The organism is Enterobacter sp. BIDMC 27, from assembly GCF_000534415.1.
Classification (GTDB): Bacteria; Pseudomonadota; Gammaproteobacteria; order Enterobacterales; family Enterobacteriaceae; genus Enterobacter; species Enterobacter hormaechei_C.
On sequence record NZ_KI973178.1, the window covers coordinates 762,985 to 780,713 of the forward strand.

The window sequence follows — 17,729 nt, forward strand, 5'->3', positions numbered from 1 at the left end:
TTACTCTTCTTTCGCACCGCGCATTGCACGTTTACGATCGTTCTCGGTCAGGTGACGTTTACGGATACGAATTGACTGAGGCGTCACTTCGACCAGTTCGTCATCATCGATGAATTCCAGAGCCTGCTCCAGGGTCATCTTGATCGGTGGAACCAGAACCGTTGCTTCGTCAGTACCGGACGCACGCATGTTGGTCAGTTTCTTACCGGTCAGGCAGTTTACCGTCAGGTCGTTAGAACGGCTGTGAATACCGATGATCTGGCCTTCGTAAACTTCAGCACCGTGACCCAGGAACAGCTTACCGCGATCCTGCAAACCGAACAGCGCAAACGCAACCGCTTTACCCTGACCGTTGGAGATCAGCACGCCGTTGTTACGCTGGCCCACTTCGCCCGGACGAACGTCGTCGTAGTGGCTGAAGGTGGAGTACAGCAGACCAGTACCGGAAGTCATGGTCATGAACTCAGAACGGAAGCCGATCAGGCCACGGCTTGGGATCACGTAGTCGAGACGTACGCGGCCTTTGCCATCTGGATTCATGTTTTTCAGGTCGCCTTTACGCTCACCCAGTGCCTGCATCACAGAACCCTGGTGCTGTTCTTCAACGTCCAGCGTTACGTTTTCGAATGGCTCTTGTTTACGGCCATCGATTTCGCGGAAGATAACTTTCGGACGGGAAACCGCCATCTCGAAACCTTCACGACGCATGTTCTCAATCAGAACAGACAGGTGCAGCTCACCACGACCCGAAACGCGGAATGCATCAGCGTCTTCGGTTTCTTCAACGCGCAGCGCAACGTTGTGCACCAGCTCTTTGTTCAGGCGGTCAAGGATCTGACGAGAGGTAACAAACTTACCTTCTTTACCACAGAACGGAGAGGTGTTGACGTTGAAGAACATGGATACGGTTGGTTCATCAACGGACAGGGCTGGCAGCGCTTCGACGTTCTGCGGATCGCAGATGGTGTCGGAGATGTTCAGTTCACCCAGACCGGTGATGGCAATGATGTCGCCCGCTTCAGCGATGTCGCTCTCGATACGCTCAAGACCCAGGTGAGTCAGAACTTTACCGACTTTACCGTTACGGGTTTTGCCTTCGCTATCGATGATAGTGACCTGCTGGTTAGGCTTCACTTTACCGCGCTTGATACGACCAATGCCGATTACGCCAACGTAGTTGTTGTAGTCGAGCTGAGAGATCTGCATTTGCAGGGTGCCTTCCAGGTCAACGTTTGGCGCAGGAACGCGGTCAACAATCGTCTGGTACAGCGGAGTCATGTCTTCCGCCATGTCTTCGTGATCCAGACCGGCGATACCGTTCAGCGCAGACGCATAAACGATAGGGAAGTCCAGCTGTTCGTCGGTCGCGTCGAGGTTAACGAACAGGTCGAATACCTGGTCAACAACCCAGTCAGGACGCGCGCCAGGACGGTCAACCTTGTTGATCACAACGATAGGTTTCAGGCCGTGGGCAAATGCTTTTTTGGTCACGAAGCGCGTTTGCGGCATAGGGCCATCAAATGCGTCAACCACCAGCAGCACGGAATCCACCATGGACATCACGCGCTCAACTTCACCACCGAAGTCGGCGTGCCCTGGGGTATCAACGATGTTGATACGGTAGTCATTCCATTTGATAGCGGTGTTTTTGGCGAGGATGGTAATCCCACGCTCTTTCTCCAAATCGTTGGAGTCCATCACACGCTCTTGAGTTTCGGCACGAGCATCAAACGTACCGGACTGCTGTAGCAGCTTATCAACCAGGGTAGTTTTACCATGGTCGACGTGCGCGATGATGGCGATATTACGCAATTTTTCGATCACAACTTTGCCTCAGGCATTTAGAAATAGCGCGTTATTGTACACGGATTAATCGCACTACAAAACAGGATCACAAACATCCCCCGCAAACAAGTATTGCAGAGATGCTTTGTGATCGCTTTCACGGAGCGGTAAAAGGGCACTTTAACGTAAATTGCACCAATATGGTGCTCGATGTTCACACAGAAGCACTATAATGGTGCAACAAATCCAATGTGGTGCAGCCCTTCTGCACTATGGTGCGCATGATAACGCCTTTTTGGGGTGTTTTAAAAGTTGGCACAGATTTCGCTTTACAGAAATACAGTAAAAATATGGCAGCCCAGCCGATTTGAAGACCTCGTTACCACGACGACAATGACCAATCTGGAGAGTTAAGTATGTCCGCTGAACACGTTTTGACGATGCTGAACGAACATGAAGTGAAGTTTGTTGATCTGCGCTTCACCGATACCAAAGGTAAAGAACAGCACGTCACGATCCCTGCTCATCAGGTGAACGCCGAATTCTTTGAAGAAGGCAAAATGTTTGACGGCTCCTCCATTGGCGGCTGGAAAGGCATTAACGAATCCGACATGGTTCTGATGCCAGATGCAACCACTGCGCTCATTGACCCGTTCTACGAAGAACCTACGCTGATCATCCGCTGCGATATCCTGGAACCTGGCACGCTGCAAGGCTATGACCGTGACCCACGCTCCATCGCAAAACGCGCTGAAGAGTACCTGCGTTCTACCGGTATCGCAGACACCGTTCTGTTCGGGCCAGAGCCAGAGTTCTTCCTGTTCGATGACATCCGTTTTGGTGCTTCCATTTCTGGTTCCCACGTCGCTATCGATGACATCGAAGGCGCATGGAACTCTTCCACCAAATACGAAGGTGGTAACAAAGGTCACCGTCCGGGCGTGAAAGGCGGTTACTTCCCGGTTCCTCCGGTCGATTCTTCACAGGACATCCGTTCTACCATGTGTCTGATCATGGAAGAGATGGGCCTGGTTGTTGAAGCGCACCACCACGAAGTGGCAACGGCTGGCCAGAACGAAATCGCAACCCGCTTCAACACCATGACTAAGAAAGCGGATGAGATTCAGATCTACAAATACGTTGTGCACAACGTTGCGCACCGTTTCGGTAAAACCGCGACCTTCATGCCAAAACCCATGTTCGGCGACAACGGTTCCGGCATGCACTGCCACATGTCCCTGTCCAAGAACGGCACCAACCTGTTCTCTGGCGACAAATACGCGGGTCTGTCTGAGCAGGCGCTGCACTACATCGGCGGTGTTATCAAACACGCTAAAGCGATCAACGCCCTGGCGAACCCGACCACCAACTCCTACAAGCGTCTGGTCCCAGGCTACGAAGCACCGGTGATGCTGGCTTACTCTGCCCGTAACCGTTCTGCTTCTATCCGTATCCCGGTGGTGGCGTCTCCGAAAGCGCGTCGTATCGAAGTGCGCTTCCCGGACCCGGCGGCTAACCCATACCTGTGCTTCGCAGCACTGCTGATGGCCGGTCTGGACGGTATCAAGAACAAGATCCACCCGGGCGAAGCCATGGACAAAAACCTGTACGACCTGCCGCCAGAAGAAGCGAAAGAGATCCCACAGGTTGCTGGCTCTCTGGAAGAAGCCCTGCAAGCGCTGGACGCAGACCGTGAGTTCCTGACCGCTGGCGGGGTGTTCACCGATGAAGCTATCGACGCTTACATCGCGCTGCGTACCGAAGAAAACGACCGCGTTCGCATGACGCCGCACCCGGTTGAGTTCGAACTGTACTACAGCGTTTAATTGATTTGTTTTACCCGGCGCATACGCGTCGGGAGTAGTTGCCGTGGAAACTTTAGCCCATCTTCGGATGGGCTTTTTTCTCCACCAACAACCTGATCTCACGCGCTTTTTACCTCTAAAACGCTATACTGCACTAAAATAGTGCAACGACTCCAGGAGACTGCTGAATGGCAACTGGCACGCTGCCCGATGCTGGGCAGATCCTCAATTCTTTGATTAACAGTATTTTGCTGGTCGACGACGAGCTGGCGGTGCATTACGCCAACCCGGCGGCGCAGCAGCTGCTCGCTCAAAGCGCCCGTAAACTGTTTGGCACGCCGCTGCCGGAACTGCTGAGCTATTTCTCGCTGAATATTGGCCTGATGCAGGAGAGTTTGCAGGCGGGTCAGGGCTTCACCGATAACGAAGTGACGCTGGTGATTGACGGACGCTCGCATATTTTGTCCCTCACCGCACAGCGCCTGCCAGATGGCATGATTCTGCTGGAAATGGCGCCGATGGATAACCAGCGTCGTCTCAGCCAGGAGCAGCTACAGCATGCTCAGCAGATTGCGGCGCGCGACCTGGTACGCGGGCTGGCTCATGAAATTAAAAACCCGCTGGGCGGCTTACGCGGTGCGGCACAGCTTTTGACCAAAGCGCTGCCTGACCCTGCCCTGGCGGAGTATACCAACGTCATTATCGAGCAGGCGGACCGTCTGCGTAATCTGGTCGATCGCCTGCTCGGGCCGCAGCAGCCGGGGATGCATGTTTCAGAAAGCATTCACAAGGTCGCGGAGCGGGTGGTGAAACTCGTCTCTATGGAGCTGCCGGATAACGTCACGCTGGTGCGTGATTACGACCCAAGCCTGCCGGAGCTGGCGCACGATCCGGACCAGATTGAACAGGTGCTGTTGAACATTGTGCGTAACGCGTTGCAGGCGCTGGGCCCGGAGGGTGGCGAAATTATTCTGCGTACCCGCACCGCGTTCCAGCTGACGCTGCACGGCGTGCGTTATCGTCTGGCGGCACGTATTGATGTGGAAGATAACGGGCCGGGGATCCCGCCGCATCTCCAGGACACCCTGTTCTACCCGATGGTCAGCGGTCGCGAAGGCGGCACCGGGCTGGGGTTATCCATAGCCCGTAATTTGATTGACCAACACTCCGGCAAAATTGAATTTACCAGTTGGCCGGGACATACCGAGTTTTCGGTTTTCCTGCCGATTAAAAAATAAAGGTGACGTTTATGCAACGAGGGATAGTCTGGGTAGTCGATGACGATAGCTCCATCCGTTGGGTGCTTGAACGCGCGCTCACAGGAGCGGGATTAAGCTGCACGACGTTTGAGAGCGGCAGCGAGGTGCTCGACGCACTCACCACCAAAACGCCGGACGTTCTGCTCTCGGATATTCGCATGCCGGGCATGGACGGACTGGCGCTCTTAAAGCAGATCAAACAGCGCCACCCTATGCTTCCGGTCATCATAATGACCGCTCACTCCGACCTGGATGCCGCCGTTAGCGCCTACCAGCAGGGGGCGTTTGATTATCTGCCAAAACCGTTTGATATCGACGAAGCCGTTGCCCTGGTCGAACGCGCCATCAGCCACTATCAGGAGCAACAGCAGCCCCGTCACGCGCCGGATTTCGGGCCTACGACGGACATCATCGGTGAAGCGCCAGCCATGCAGGACGTGTTTCGCATCATCGGGCGTCTGTCGCGCTCGTCTATCAGCGTCTTGATTAACGGTGAATCAGGGACCGGTAAAGAGCTGGTTGCGCACGCCCTGCATCGCCACAGCCCGCGGGCGAAAGCGCCCTTTATCGCCCTGAACATGGCGGCGATCCCCAAAGATTTGATTGAATCTGAGCTGTTCGGCCACGAAAAAGGGGCGTTTACCGGGGCAAATACCATTCGTCAGGGACGCTTTGAACAGGCTGACGGCGGAACGCTATTCCTGGATGAAATCGGCGATATGCCGCTGGATGTTCAGACCCGACTGCTGCGCGTGCTGGCAGATGGCCAGTTTTACCGCGTGGGCGGCTATGCGCCGGTGAAGGTGGACGTGCGTATTATTGCCGCGACGCACCAGAACCTGGAGCTGCGCGTGCAGGAGGGGAAATTCCGTGAGGATTTATTCCATCGTCTGAACGTGATCCGCGTCCACCTCCCGCCGCTGCGCGAGCGTCGGGAAGATATCCCGCGTCTGGCGCGCCATTTCCTGCAAGTGGCGGCCCGCGAGCTGGGCGTGGAAGCCAAGCAGCTTCATCCGGAAACGGATGCCGCCCTCACCCGTCTGGCGTGGCCGGGCAACGTGCGTCAGCTGGAAAACACCTGTCGCTGGCTGACCGTGATGGCCGCCGGACAGGAAGTGTTGATTCAGGATCTCCCCGCCGAGCTGTTTGAAGCCACCGTGCCCGAAAGCACCGCCGGACATGCGCTGCCGGACAGCTGGGCGACGCTGCTGGCGCAGTGGGCAGATCGCGCGCTGCGTTCCGGTCATCAAAATCTGCTCTCCGAAGCGCAGCCTGAGATGGAGCGCACGCTGTTGACTACCGCGCTTCGTCATACCCAGGGCCACAAACAGGAAGCGGCTCGCCTGTTGGGATGGGGTCGAAACACCCTGACGCGCAAGCTGAAAGAGCTGGGAATGGAGTGATCTTACTCCGCTGTGTAAAGGTTACTAATTGAGCGCAAAGTGCCGTTATTTTGCGCTTTACTGTTCCGATGAGTTTTGTATGATCGTGCCCGGAAACAGGGGGAGCATCATGCTGGAATCATTAGTGACTTTGCTTTCGAGCGGAGCAGCAGAAAGCCACACGCCACAAACTGCCGTTGCGGCGGTATTGTGTGCGGCACTGGTTGGGCTGTTTAGCTAACGAGCTGTCGATGAAAAGCCGGGTGGCGCTTCGCTTACCCGGCCTACATCTCGCACTTAAGTAGGCCGGGTAAGGCAAAGCCGCCACCCGGCATTACAGCTCAAATCACCCGCGAGAACTGCTGTAAACGCGCCTTCTGACGCAGATAGGCATCGAAGCACATGCAGATATTACGAATCAACAGACGTCCTTTCGGCGTGACGACAACCGCACTCTCCGACACATCCACCAGCCCGTCTTTCGCCAGCGGCGCCAGAAGCTTCAGGTCTTCGGCAAAGTAATCGCTGAATTGCAGATCCCATTGCGACTCCACCTCGCGAAATTCGAGACGGAAGTTGCAGATAAGCGCCTTAATCACGTCCCGACGGATGCAGTCGTCGCGCGTTAGCGCAATGCCGCGCCACAGCGCGTTGCCGGTTTCGTCTATCTGCTGATAGTACAGCTTCAGCTCTTTCTGATTCTGGGCGTAGCAGTCGCCAATCATGCTGATGGCGGAGACGCCCATTCCGAGCAGATCGGTATCGCCCTGGGTGGTGTAGCCCTGGAAGTTACGGTGGAGAACACCTTCGCGCTGGGCAATCGCCAGCTCATCGTCAGGGCGGGCAAAGTGATCCATTCCGATAAACTGATAGCCGGTTTCGGTCAGCGAGGCGATGGTCTCCTGCAAAATGTCCAGCTTCTGCTGGGCGGAAGGCAGATCCGCATCTTTGATTTTGCGCTGAGCGGCGAACAGCGTCGGCAGGTGCGCATAGTTAAAGACGCTCAGACGGTCCGGGTTAAGCTCAGCCACGCGTTTAAGCGTGTAGGCGAAGCTCTCCGGCGTCTGCTTCGGCAGGCCGTAAATCAGGTCTATATTCGTTGAGGTAAAGCCGATTTCACGCGCATGGTTGAGTAAGGCAAAGATAAACGCTTCGTCCTGCTCGCGGTTTACCAGGCGCTGTACTTCTTTGTTGAAGTCCTGTACGCCCATACTCAGGCGGTTGAAACCTTCGGCACGTAAATGATCCAGCACATCCAGCTCGATTTCACGCGGATCGACCTCGATCGAAATTTCGGCGTCGTCGTTAAAACTAAAATTGCCGCGCAGCAGCGCCATCAGGCGGCTGATCTGCGCTTTATTCAGATAAGTTGGCGTACCACCGCCCCAGTGAAGTTGGCTGACGTGACGCCCTTTAAACAGCGGTGCGCGGTGCAGAATTTCCTGTTCGAGCGCATCGAGGTATTGATCGGCTTTGTGCTGCTGGCGGGTAACGATTTTATTGCAGCCGCAGAAGTAGCAGAGCTTATGGCAGAACGGAATATGGACGTAGAGCGACAGCGGGCGCTCGGGATAGCGCGCCACAGCTTGCTGAAAATCCGCCTCGCCGAAAGCGTCAGAAAACTCCAGCGCGGTGGGGTATGAGGTATAACGCGGCCCGGAATAGTTATATTTCTGGATCAGGGCCAAATCCCAGTCGATAGATGGTACAGACATGCTCACTCCTTCCGTTGGTGTCGCGTTCGTATACGGCGGCCCGTTCTGGTCCCGTTGCGGGACATCATTCGGGTGCGCAGCCACTTCTGTCGCCGCGACAACCGCCGTAGTTTAACGAATAACCACACCAGATAACATATAACCGGAAGGGTTATAAGCAGGACGAGTGTACCTGCCGGGTGCAAATGTTAGTTTCCACCTTTCAGCAGACGCATCATATCTTCCTGCTTTTCATCTTCCTCTTCGTCTTCTTCATCATCGTAGGACAGACCCAGCTTCTGCATCAGTTCATCAATGCGGTCCAGTTTGGCGTCCACCCAGGACTGCTCTTCAGCGGTCAGGGTTTCACCCTCTTCAAGACGTTCCAGCAGCGCATCCAGGCGCTCATCGTTCTCCAGCATATCCAGCTCAGCCTGCGGTGAAAGCATAGGTTTCTCGCTCTTTGGTTTGTGCTGCTTAGTGACCGGCGTGTCTGTCACGCCCAGTGGAATGGGAGTTTTACTGCCGATACGAGGATCTTTCTGCTGTTTGCCTTTTGCAGAAGCGCCTGCGGCACCGCCACCGTTAGCACGGCTACCCGCAGCATGGCCACGATGTTTTTTATCGCGTTTGCGATCGCGCGCTTCCTGATTCAGTTCTTCGCGCGTTTTGCGGCGTGCTTTTGCAGGGCGTTTCACGCCCGCAGCGGAGGTCGGTTTTTTCATGATGTTTTATCTTTAAGTCGTTTTCTTCAGTATAGAATTGCGGCGAAATCTAGCAGAAAGCAAGCAAAGAAAAAAGGCGACAGAGCAATCTGTCGCCTTTTTTCCTGACTCACAACCCTTAACGGGTCAGACATTCCCTGTTTGCCTGCAACAAACCCTGTTTATCCCTTGGCTACTACCGTCCGTGATACGGTTCCGTTTCCTGTTAAAAACGCCTCCAGGCGCCGGTCGTCCTGACAATCCTGAGTCTTCGCCTCCTGGCGCTCCTGACCCTTATCCTTAAGTCGTTATCCTGTTGGCATCCTCGCCCTGGCACACACTTTACCTTGTTCCCTTAAACTAACAAGCTATGAAAAGGTACAAAACCGGATTTTCAGATAATTACTCATTAATAACTCTTTGAATTTTAATATTTTGAGTTTTTTAGCGCCTGCGATTTCTCTTAAATTTCTCATACGCTTTAGGGCAGATCTCTTACATTCCGTAGGGCTTTCACTTACATGTCAATGACGAAGGGAAAAGCCTTTTGCCCGCATTCAGGTATAATCCCCGCAGATTACGATTTTTGGAGACGACCACGTGACTACCTGGAACTACCAACAGACGCATTTTGTCACCAGTGCGCCCGATATTCGCCACCTGCCCTCAGACACAGGGATTGAAGTGGCATTTGCTGGCCGCTCCAATGCGGGAAAATCCAGTGCCCTGAATACGCTCACCAATCAGAAAAACCTGGCGCGTACCTCGAAAACACCTGGCCGTACTCAGCTGATTAACCTGTTTGAAGTGGCTGAAGGCAAACGCCTGGTCGATTTACCGGGCTACGGTTACGCGCAGGTACCGGAAGAGATGAAGATCAAATGGCAGCGTGCGCTGGGCGAATACCTGGAAAAACGCATGTGTCTGAAAGGTCTGGTGGTGCTGATGGATATTCGTCATCCGCTAAAAGATCTCGACCAGCAGATGATTGACTGGGCGGTGGCAAGCGATATTGCGGTGCTGGTGCTGCTGACAAAAGCGGATAAGCTGGCAAGCGGCGCGCGCAAGGCGCAGGTGAACAAGGTTCGTGAAGCGGTGCTGGCATTCAACGGTGATGTACAGGTTGAACCGTTCTCCTCGCTGAAAAAGCAGGGCGTGGATAAACTGCGACAGAAGCTCGACAGCTGGTTTAACGATCTGGAACCGGCGACTGAAGCGGAAGCAGAGTAACAACAGGCGCGGCGATGACCGCGCTTTTTTTCGCCTGAAACTTTCTTTGCCGCAATAAAAAACGCCCCAGTCATTACTGACTGGGGCGGCTAAAATATTCAGCCAAATCCGATTACGTGAAGTAAAAGGTCTGAAAGATAGAACATCTTACCTCTGTACCCTACGTCGTTAACTCTACTCTTTTTTTATCGCTGGACAAAGCACTTTTTGTAGTTTTTTTTCATTCTTTACATAGGGAATTCTAATGATCGTCACAAAACGCGCGTACTTATGTTGCTTACTTACATAAAACGCGCGTTATTCCGATAACCCTTAGTGAGCCTGATCCCAGTTTTCGCCGCTACCCACTTCCACCAGCAACGGAACGTCCAGCTTCATGCTGTTTTCCATCAGTTCATGGATCTTCTGAGAGACCGTCTCCAGATCGTCTTTATGAACTTCAAAGACCAGTTCATCGTGTACCTGCATGATCATTTTCACGCGCGGTTTCTCTTTTTCGAGCCAGGCATCGACGGCAATCATTGCGCGTTTAATGATGTCCGCCGCAGTGCCCTGCATAGGGGCGTTGATCGCAGCACGTTCAGCACCAGCCCGGCGCGCGGCGTTGCTGGATTTGATGTCCGGAAGGTAGAGACGACGGCCATCCAGCGTTTCAACGTAGCCTTTCTCTTTCGCCTGTGCGCGGGTACGTTCCATATATTCCAGCACGCCCGGATACCGCTCGAAGTAGAGATCCATATACTTCTGCGACTCTTTACGCGGGATATTGAGCTGGCGTGAAAGACCAAAGGCACTCATGCCGTAAATCAGACCGAAGTTGATCGCTTTTGCACTACGACGCTGCTCGTTTGTCACGCTCTCCAGCGGCAGCCCAAACACTTCGGCAGCGGTTGCCCGGTGGATGTCCTTCCCTTCGGCAAAGGCCGTCAGCAGGCCTTTGTCGCGTGACAGGTGCGCCATAATACGCAGTTCGATTTGCGAGTAGTCCGCGGAGACAATCAGGTAATCCTCTGGCGCAATGAAAGCCTGGCGAATACGACGGCCCTCTTCATTACGCACCGGAATGTTTTGAAGGTTGGGATCGGTTGACGAAAGTCGCCCGGTCGCCGCCACAGCCTGGTGATAGGAGGTGTGCACGCGGCCCGTTTTCGGGTTGATCATCAACGGCAGTTTGTCGGTATAGGTCGATTTCAGCTTAGCCAGACCACGGTATTGCAGAATAACTTTTGGCAGCGGATAGTCCAGCGCCAGCTCTTCCAGCACCTCTTCAGACGTTGAAGGGGCGCCACCCGGGGTTTTCTTCAGCGGCTTGATACCCTGTTTTTCAAACAGGATGGTTTGCAGCTGTTTCGGTGAAGACAGGTTAAATGCCTCGCCAGCAAGCTCATGCGCTTTCTGTTCAAGCTCGGTCAGGCGCTGCGCCAGCTCACCAGAGTGGTTATGCAGCACCGTTGGGTCGATTTTAACGCCATTGCGCTCAATGCGGGACAGCACAGGCACCAGCGGCATCTCAATGTTCTGGAACACATTCAGCGGCCCTTCGTGCTTCTGCAATTTCGGCCACATTTTGAGATGCAGCTGTAGCGTGACGTCAGCGTCTTCCGCGGCGTAGCGGCCTGCTTCTTCCAGCGCGATCTGGTTAAAGGTCAGCTGATTTTTGCCCTTCCCGGCAATTTCTTCAAAGGTGATGGTTTTGTGTTTCAGCCAACGATCGGATAAGGAATCCATATCATGGCGGCCCACCACGCTGTCCAGAATGTAAGATTCCAGCATGGTGTCAAAAGCGATACCACGCAGCTCAATGCCGTAGTTTTGCAGAATACCGCGGTCGTACTTCAGGTTTTGCCCGACCTTCAGCGCTTTCTCGTCTTCCAGAATCGGCTTCAGCAGTTCTAAGGCGCGCTCGCGGGAGATTTGCTCCGGCGCATCCAGATAGTCGTGAGCCACCGGAACATAGGCTGCAATACCCGGCTCCGTTGCGAATGACAGCCCCACCATATTGGCCGTAATGTTATCGAGGCTGTCCGTTTCGGTATCGAAAGCAAATACTGGCGCTTTTTTCAGCTTTTCAATCCAGGCGATGAGCCGTGACTCTTCAAGGATGGTTTCATAGTTGTCGAAGGAGAGCGCTACCGCCTCTTCTTCTGCCTGCTCTTCGGCATTGACAACGATGGTCTCTTTCGGCTTCGCCGCAGGTTTAGCCCCTTTCGCCTGAAGCCATTTCCCGGCTTCAACATCCGCGGTCCAGCGTTTAAATTCGTATTTTCTGAACAGGCCAAGCAGTTCGTCGGCGGCGGGTTCCTGCACTTCCAGCTGCTCGCAGGTAAGCTCCAGCTCTACGTCAGTTTTGATGGTGGCCAACTGATAGGAGAGATAAGCCACCTCTTTGTTATCGGCGAGCTTTCCGGCCATGGTTTTTGCGCCACGGAAGGTAAGACCGGCAATTTTGTCGGGTTCTGCATACAGCGTATCCAGCCCGCCCAGCCCTTGCAGCAGCGCCTGAGCTGTTTTTTCGCCTACGCCCGGTACGCCAGGAATGTTATCCGAGGAATCGCCCATCAGGGCGAGGAAATCAATAATGAGCTCTGGCGGCACGCCATATTTGGCGACCACTTCTTCCGGGCCAAGAATGGTGTTTGTCATGGTGTTGATCAGCGTGATCCCGGGCGTTACCAGCTGCGCCATGTCTTTATCACCGGTACTGATCAGAACCGGGCGGCCTGCTTTTTCCGCTTCGCGCGCCAGGGTACCAATTACGTCATCAGCTTCAACGCCTGACACCGCCAGCAGTGGCAGCCCCATCGCTTTCACCATAGCGTGCAACGGTTCAATTTGCGCACGCAGATCGTCAGGCATAGGGGGACGGTGAGATTTGTAATGCTCAAATAATTCATCGCGGAAGGTTTTACCCTTCGCATCAAACACCACGGCCGCATGGGTTGGGTGGTATTGCAGAATCAGGCTGCGAAGCATATTCAGCACGCCGTACATTGCGCCGGTAGGTTCCCCTGCGCTGTTGGTCAGAGGAGGAAACGCATGATACGCCCGATACAGGTAAGAAGAGCCATCGACGAGTATAAGTGGGTTTTCTGGGATCTGAACCATAATGTCCGTGCCTTTTATGAATTTATGGGTAAAGGATGCCACAGAAGGATGAAAACATCAGGTTTTAGCGCTTTATACAGAAAAAGATTTTGCGATCGGGAAGATCGCTCGCAAAACAAAACTGTGGATAAGTTTGTGCATATTTTTAATACAGGTGAATAACAGCTTTATAAAAGTGATACTGAAAACTTATTTATATAATAAAATCAAAGCATTGCTATAAGATCACTTAAGATCGCGCTTCACTGATGTTTATTTAGTCTATGTGGATATAAGACTTAAGCACTCTGTCTATATGCAAAAATTCGCTGCCTGGCAGGAAAAGCCGCAGCCTCCTGGTGTGAAACCGCCCTGGTCTGAGCGAATTTCTGATAAGATCGGCGCCCAGCACCGGATAGCCGGCTGCTCAATTACAGCTAACTATCTGAATAAATTCATTATGTCGAGAATACTCGCAGCGATAACATTATGGTTAAGCGTCATTTTAACTATTCTGGTTACCATCGCCTGTTCTGTGCCAATCATCGTTGCCGGAATAATTAAGCTCCTGCTGCCTGTCCCTCCGGTATGGCGCGCGGTGTCTGCTTTTTGTAATTTTATGATGTACTGCTGGTGTGAAGGGCTGGCGATCCTGCTGCATCTGAACCCCTGGCTGAAGTGGGATGTTCAGGGGCTGGAGAAGCTGAACAAAAAGAACTGGTATCTGCTGATCTGCAATCACCACAGCTGGGCCGACATCGTTGTATTGTGCGTACTGTTTCGCAAACACATTCCGATGAACAAATACTTTCTGAAACAGCAGTTGGCCTGGGTGCCTTTCATTGGTCTGGCCTGCTGGGCGCTGGATATGCCGTTTATGAAACGCTATTCACGCAGCTATTTGATTCGTCATCCGGAACGCCGCGGTAAGGACGTGGAAACCACGCGCCGTTCTTGCGAGAAGTTTCGCGCGCATCCCACCACCATTGTTAACTTCGTCGAAGGATCGCGCTTTACCGAAGAGAAGCGCCAGCAAACTCGCTCTCCTTATCAGAACCTGTTGCCGCCAAAGGCTGCGGGTATCGCAATGGCGCTCAACGTGCTGGGTGAGCAGTTCGATAAATTGTTAAACGTAACGCTCTGCTATCCGGAAAACGACAGGACGCCGTTCTACGATATGCTCAGCGGCAGGCTGACGCGTATCGTTGTCCGCGTTGATCTGGTGCCCGTCAATACTGAGCTGCACGGAGATTACGTCAACGATAAAAACTTCAAACGTCGTTTCCAGCTTTGGCTTAATACACTCTGGAAAGAGAAAGACGAGCAGATAGCGAAGATTAAATCTTCATACAAAAACGCCGGTCAGTGACCGGCGTTTTTCTTTATGTTTGTTACTTTTTCTCAACCAGGTATTTCACGGTATCAGCGTACTGTTGTACGAAGATATCCATGCTGGTCGTGTCCATACCACGCATATTCACCTGGTATTTGCCGTTAACATACATCGCCGGCACGCCCTGCAACTGGAAGTCAGCGGCAGCTTTTTCCTGCTGTGCCACGAGAGATTTCACCACGAAACTGTTCCAGGCAGCGTCGTAGTCTTCACCTTTAACACCGGCATCCACGAACACTTTACGGATATCTGCCGTAGTTTGTACGGTCTGGGTTTTCTGTACGGCTTCAAACATAGGCGCGGTGATCTTATCTTCCACACCCAGCGCAATCGCGACCGCCCATGCCTGAGTCAGATCTTTACCCAGTGGGCCAAGGAACTCAACGTGGTATTTCGTCATTTTGGTGCCTTCCGGCAGCTTTTTCTTCACGTTGTCAGAAACATGAAGTACCTGCTCAAACTCGTAGCAGTGCGGGCAGTAGAAGGAGAAGAACTCCAACACCTGAGGCTCGCCAGCAACAGGCTTGTCCAGCGTAATGTACTGCTTGCCGTCGGTAAACTGCGCAGCAGTTGCGCTAAATGCCAGAATCATACCAGCCAGCGCCAGCCAAATTTTTTTCATGATTAACTCTCTCCTGGGTGTGTCCAATTAATACATCGGCGTTAATTGCAAAGGGGGTTCCTGTAGAACCTTAACCTGCGCGGTAAATGTGGATATCTGGTTGCGCCAGTAATCCTCCCCGGTAAGCCAGGGGAAATTTCGGGGAAAAGCCGGGTCTTCCCAACGCCTGATTAACCACGCGAGATAATAAACAAATCGCATCGCACGTAAAGGTTCTATCAAGGCAATTTCGTCTGAATTAAAGGGGCTAAATTCTTCATAAGCTTCAATTATGGTCTCAAGCTGCATGCGCTGCTCGGCTTTATCACCGTTGAGCAGCATCCACAGATCCTGCACCGCGGGTCCCATACGTGCGTCATCAAGATCGACAAATAGTGGGCCATCGCGCCAGAGAATATTCCCGGCGTGGCAGTCACCGTGCAGGCGCAGAGTAGTAATATCATCCCGCCAGCAGGCTTTTACAGCATCAATAAGCTTATCGGTCGCCGTGAGGAAATTATCCTTTAGCGCATTCGGGATCAGCGCCGATGTTTCGAATACCTGTCGCGGCTCAATAAGATATTCCTGAACACCAATCGTCGGACGGGCAACAAACGGTTTTTTACGTCCCGTCTGATGAATGCGCCCCAGATAGCGGGCAACCCATTCCATCTGATCAATATTATCTGCCTCAAACTGTCTTCCGCCCAGGCTCGGAAATACCGCGTAGTAAAAGCCCTGATGGGTCAGCAGCGTTTGGTTATTGAATTTAATGGGTGCCGCAACGGGAACATCGTCATCCAGCAGATCGTGGGCAAACTGATGCTCTTCCTGAATTTGTTCTGCGGACCAGCGCTGTGGACGGTAAAACTTTACGACAAAGCGCTGGCGTTCTTCGTCCTGAAATTGGTAGACACGGTTTTCGTAGCTGTTTAAAGGGGTTAACCCGGAATCCACCCGAATACCCTGTTCGAACAGCGCATCCATAATGGTATCCGGGTGTAATGTCTGGAAAGTAAAAGCCTGGTCGTTCATCCGATCATCCGGAAATTATACGAATGATTCAGGATATCATCTTGTGGAGATTTCGGTGGCTCCGCTTACAAGCTTTTACTCTTTAATTACGCCTCGGGCACGCAGTAATGCGGTTTTAAAATCCTCTTCATAATCTTTCTGAATGCCAGGAATAACAGCATCTTTAGCCGAGTCACGCATTTTCAGGTGATAGATCAGGATGTCGTCAGAAAGGTCTGCCAGTTCACCATCAAAACCTGACTCTTTCGCCAGTTTCTGTAAAAATTGCATCAGATTCAGCTCTGGCTCTTTTTGCCAGGCCGGCTGGAGAAGCTCAATGACTTCATTAAGACGTTTACATTTCATGGTAGTGCTCCTTTCATTTAGAGAGACACGTTAGCAGGGTCAATCCCACAATAAAAGAGGCGATATTCGTGAATCAATGCCAGGAAATCATCGGAGTTGTTCTGGCCGGGGGCAGGGCAACGCGAATGGGCGGAAAGGATAAGGGGCTTCAGCTCCTGAACAACACACCATTATGGCAGCATGTTGCTGGTACGCTTGCAGATCAGGTGTCCTCGATGGCGATCAGCGCTAACCGACATGTTGATATTTATCAGCGCAGCGGGTATCCGGTTTATCAGGATAACCTGGTGGACTACCCCGGTCCGCTGGCGGGAATGCTTTCCGTTATGCAGCAGTCGCATGGAGAGTGGTTTCTCTTTTGTTCATGTGATACGCCCTTCATCCCGTCCTGCCTGGTTGAACGTCTGGTGCAGCGGCGCGGTGGTGCTCCCGTCGTCTGGGTACACGACGGTGAACGCGACCATCCAGCGATCGCATTGATTAATCGCTCGTTAATATCCGCGCTGGAAGATTACCTGGCCGCAGGAGAGCGACGCGTTATGGTATTTATGCGTCAGTCCGGAGGGCATTCCGTTGATTTCAGCGACATGAAATCGGCGTTTGTGAATGTAAACACGACGGAAGATTTGCAGATAATGCAGGAGAAGAAATGATACCCGTATTAGCGATCTCTGCCTGGAGTGGCACCGGGAAGACTACGCTGCTAAAAAAACTAATACCTGCACTTTGCGCCAAAGGCATTCGTCCCGGATTGATTAAGCATACGCACCATAACATGGATGTCGATAAGCCGGGGAAAGATAGCTACGAGCTGCGTAAGGCTGGCGCTGCACAAACGATGGTGGCGAGTAACCAGCGCTGGGCGTTAATGACAGAAACACCGGATGAAGCACCGCTGGATCTCGCTTATCTTGTCAGCCGGATGGATCACTCCACGCTGGATCTGGTGCTGGTTGAGGGGTTTAAGCATGAGGCCGTGCCTAAGATCTTGCTGTTCAGAAACGGCGCCGGGCATGATGTTAGCGAACTAATGCTGGATGAGCATGTGATTGCCGTGGCCAGTGACGTTGCGTTGTCGCTGGAAGTACCGGTTCTGGATTTGAATAATGTGGAGGGGATTGCAGCGTTTATTTTGGCGTGGTGTGCAGTCTGAGATCTGCCGGGTGGCGGCTTCGCCTTACCCGGCCTGCCGTTTTTCAACAAACAAACGCAAAAAGGCCATCCTTCCGGATGGCCTCTTCACGTGTTTGATGCCTGGCAGTTCCCTACTCTCACATGGGGAGACCCCACACTACCATCGGCGCTACGGCGTTTCACTTCTGAGTTCGGCATGGGGTCAGGTGGGACCACCGCGCTAAAGCCGCCAGGCAAATTCTGTTAATCTGTATCAGGCTGAAAATTTCGTCTCTTCG

General features: G+C 53.0%; 15 protein-coding genes and 1 rRNA gene. 8 read left to right on the forward strand and 8 right to left on the reverse strand.

Going from position 1 to position 17,729, the window contains the following annotated elements:
- On the reverse strand, positions 1–1,824 hold the full coding sequence (gene typA / locus L463_RS18850; RefSeq protein ID WP_006808726.1) for a ribosome-dependent GTPase TypA: 1,824 nt from the start codon (positions 1,822–1,824) through the stop codon (positions 1–3).
- A gap of 377 nt (positions 1,825–2,201) precedes the next feature.
- Here typA and glnA point away from each other — a divergent pair, with 377 nt between their 5' ends.
- The 4 genes from glnA to L463_RS24200 all read left to right on the forward strand — a co-directional run bounded on the left by glnA (position 2,202) and on the right by L463_RS24200 (position 6,472).
- On the forward strand, positions 2,202–3,611 hold the full coding sequence (glnA, locus tag L463_RS18845; protein ID WP_003861925.1) for a glutamate--ammonia ligase: 1,410 nt from the start codon (positions 2,202–2,204) through the stop codon (positions 3,609–3,611).
- 167 nt (positions 3,612–3,778) lie between these two features.
- Positions 3,779–4,828 carry a nitrogen regulation protein NR(II) gene (glnL, locus tag L463_RS18840; RefSeq protein WP_003861923.1) on the forward strand — a complete coding sequence of 350 codons (1,050 nt, stop codon included), beginning with the start codon at positions 3,779–3,781 and terminating at the stop codon, positions 4,826–4,828.
- A gap of 11 nt (positions 4,829–4,839) precedes the next feature.
- Entirely contained in the window at positions 4,840–6,252 is a 1,413-nt protein-coding gene (gene glnG, locus L463_RS18835; RefSeq protein ID WP_003861919.1) for a nitrogen regulation protein NR(I), read from the forward strand.
- Between the two features lie 109 nt (positions 6,253–6,361).
- Complete coding sequence (locus tag L463_RS24200) at positions 6,362–6,472, forward strand: YshB family small membrane protein (protein WP_017382667.1); 111 nt, start codon at positions 6,362–6,364, stop codon at positions 6,470–6,472.
- Between the two features lie 100 nt (positions 6,473–6,572).
- Here L463_RS24200 and hemN read toward each other — a convergent pair whose 3' ends face one another.
- Both hemN and yihI read right to left on the reverse strand, forming a co-directional pair.
- Positions 6,573–7,946 (reverse strand): oxygen-independent coproporphyrinogen III oxidase, encoded by a 1,374-nt coding sequence (gene hemN / locus L463_RS18830; protein WP_015569899.1) that lies wholly within the window; start codon positions 7,944–7,946, stop codon positions 6,573–6,575.
- A 188-nt stretch (positions 7,947–8,134) separates the two neighbouring features.
- Positions 8,135–8,650 carry a Der GTPase-activating protein YihI gene (yihI, locus tag L463_RS18825; RefSeq protein WP_015569898.1) on the reverse strand — a complete coding sequence of 172 codons (516 nt, stop codon included), beginning with the start codon at positions 8,648–8,650 and terminating at the stop codon, positions 8,135–8,137.
- 579 nt (positions 8,651–9,229) lie between these two features.
- Here yihI and yihA point away from each other — a divergent pair.
- On the forward strand, positions 9,230–9,859 hold the full coding sequence (gene yihA, locus L463_RS18820; RefSeq protein ID WP_003861913.1) for a ribosome biogenesis GTP-binding protein YihA/YsxC: 630 nt from the start codon (positions 9,230–9,232) through the stop codon (positions 9,857–9,859).
- A gap of 312 nt (positions 9,860–10,171) precedes the next feature.
- Here yihA and polA read toward each other — a convergent pair whose 3' ends face one another.
- Positions 10,172–12,964 carry a DNA polymerase I gene (polA, locus tag L463_RS18815; RefSeq protein WP_023295645.1) on the reverse strand — a complete coding sequence of 931 codons (2,793 nt, stop codon included), beginning with the start codon at positions 12,962–12,964 and terminating at the stop codon, positions 10,172–10,174.
- A gap of 439 nt (positions 12,965–13,403) precedes the next feature.
- Between polA and L463_RS18810 the strand changes: the two genes are divergently transcribed.
- A complete protein-coding gene (locus L463_RS18810; RefSeq protein ID WP_026080562.1) occupies positions 13,404–14,312 on the forward strand; it encodes an acyltransferase in 909 nt (302 codons plus the stop codon).
- 22 nt (positions 14,313–14,334) lie between these two features.
- Here the strand turns inward: L463_RS18810 and dsbA are convergent, their stop codons facing one another.
- The 3 genes from dsbA to L463_RS18795 form a co-directional block, all read right to left on the reverse strand.
- Positions 14,335–14,958: a thiol:disulfide interchange protein DsbA gene (gene dsbA, locus L463_RS18805; protein WP_003861908.1), complete on the reverse strand. Its 624-nt coding sequence runs from the start codon at positions 14,956–14,958 to the stop codon at positions 14,335–14,337.
- Positions 14,959–14,985: 27 nt separating this feature from the next.
- On the reverse strand, positions 14,986–15,972 hold the full coding sequence (locus L463_RS18800) for a serine/threonine protein kinase (RefSeq protein WP_023295647.1): 987 nt from the start codon (positions 15,970–15,972) through the stop codon (positions 14,986–14,988).
- A gap of 75 nt (positions 15,973–16,047) precedes the next feature.
- Complete coding sequence (locus tag L463_RS18795) at positions 16,048–16,317, reverse strand: YihD family protein (protein WP_003861904.1); 270 nt, start codon at positions 16,315–16,317, stop codon at positions 16,048–16,050.
- Between the two features lie 68 nt (positions 16,318–16,385).
- Here L463_RS18795 and mobA point away from each other — a divergent pair, with 68 nt between their 5' ends.
- Positions 16,386–16,970 carry a molybdenum cofactor guanylyltransferase MobA gene (mobA, locus tag L463_RS18790; RefSeq protein ID WP_032104854.1) on the forward strand — a complete coding sequence of 195 codons (585 nt, stop codon included), beginning with the start codon at positions 16,386–16,388 and terminating at the stop codon, positions 16,968–16,970.
- On the forward strand, positions 16,967–17,470 hold the full coding sequence (gene mobB, locus L463_RS18785; protein WP_017694039.1) for a molybdopterin-guanine dinucleotide biosynthesis protein MobB: 504 nt from the start codon (positions 16,967–16,969) through the stop codon (positions 17,468–17,470). The genes mobA and mobB overlap by 4 nt, the downstream gene beginning before the upstream one ends.
- Positions 17,471–17,569: 99 nt before the next feature.
- Here the strand turns inward: mobB and rrf are convergent.
- Positions 17,570–17,685 (reverse strand): 5S ribosomal RNA (gene rrf / locus L463_RS18780).
- Positions 17,686–17,729: the final 44 nt, after the last annotated feature.

Excerpts from the sequence above, each read along its gene's own strand:
- glnA (WP_003861925.1), top strand. The coding sequence starts at position 2,202 with ATGTCCGCTGAACACGTTTTGACGATGCTGAACGAACATGAAGTGAAG.
- glnL (WP_003861923.1), top strand. The coding sequence starts at position 3,779 with ATGGCAACTGGCACGCTGCCCGATGCTGGGCAGATCCTCAATTCTTTG.
- glnG (WP_003861919.1), top strand. The coding sequence starts at position 4,840 with ATGCAACGAGGGATAGTCTGGGTAGTCGATGACGATAGCTCCATCCGT.
- L463_RS24200 (WP_017382667.1), top strand. The coding sequence starts at position 6,362 with ATGCTGGAATCATTAGTGACTTTGCTTTCGAGCGGAGCAGCAGAAAGC.
- hemN (WP_015569899.1), bottom strand. The coding sequence starts at position 7,946 with ATGTCTGTACCATCTATCGACTGGGATTTGGCCCTGATCCAGAAATAT.
- yihI (WP_015569898.1), bottom strand. The coding sequence starts at position 8,650 with ATGAAAAAACCGACCTCCGCTGCGGGCGTGAAACGCCCTGCAAAAGCA.
- polA (WP_023295645.1), bottom strand. The coding sequence starts at position 12,964 with ATGGTTCAGATCCCAGAAAACCCACTTATACTCGTCGATGGCTCTTCT.
- L463_RS18810 (WP_026080562.1), top strand. The coding sequence starts at position 13,404 with ATGTCGAGAATACTCGCAGCGATAACATTATGGTTAAGCGTCATTTTA.
- dsbA (WP_003861908.1), bottom strand. The coding sequence starts at position 14,958 with ATGAAAAAAATTTGGCTGGCGCTGGCTGGTATGATTCTGGCATTTAGC.
- L463_RS18800 (WP_023295647.1), bottom strand. The coding sequence starts at position 15,972 with ATGAACGACCAGGCTTTTACTTTCCAGACATTACACCCGGATACCATT.
- L463_RS18795 (WP_003861904.1), bottom strand. The coding sequence starts at position 16,317 with ATGAAATGTAAACGTCTTAATGAAGTCATTGAGCTTCTCCAGCCGGCC.
- mobB (WP_017694039.1), top strand. The coding sequence starts at position 16,967 with ATGATACCCGTATTAGCGATCTCTGCCTGGAGTGGCACCGGGAAGACT.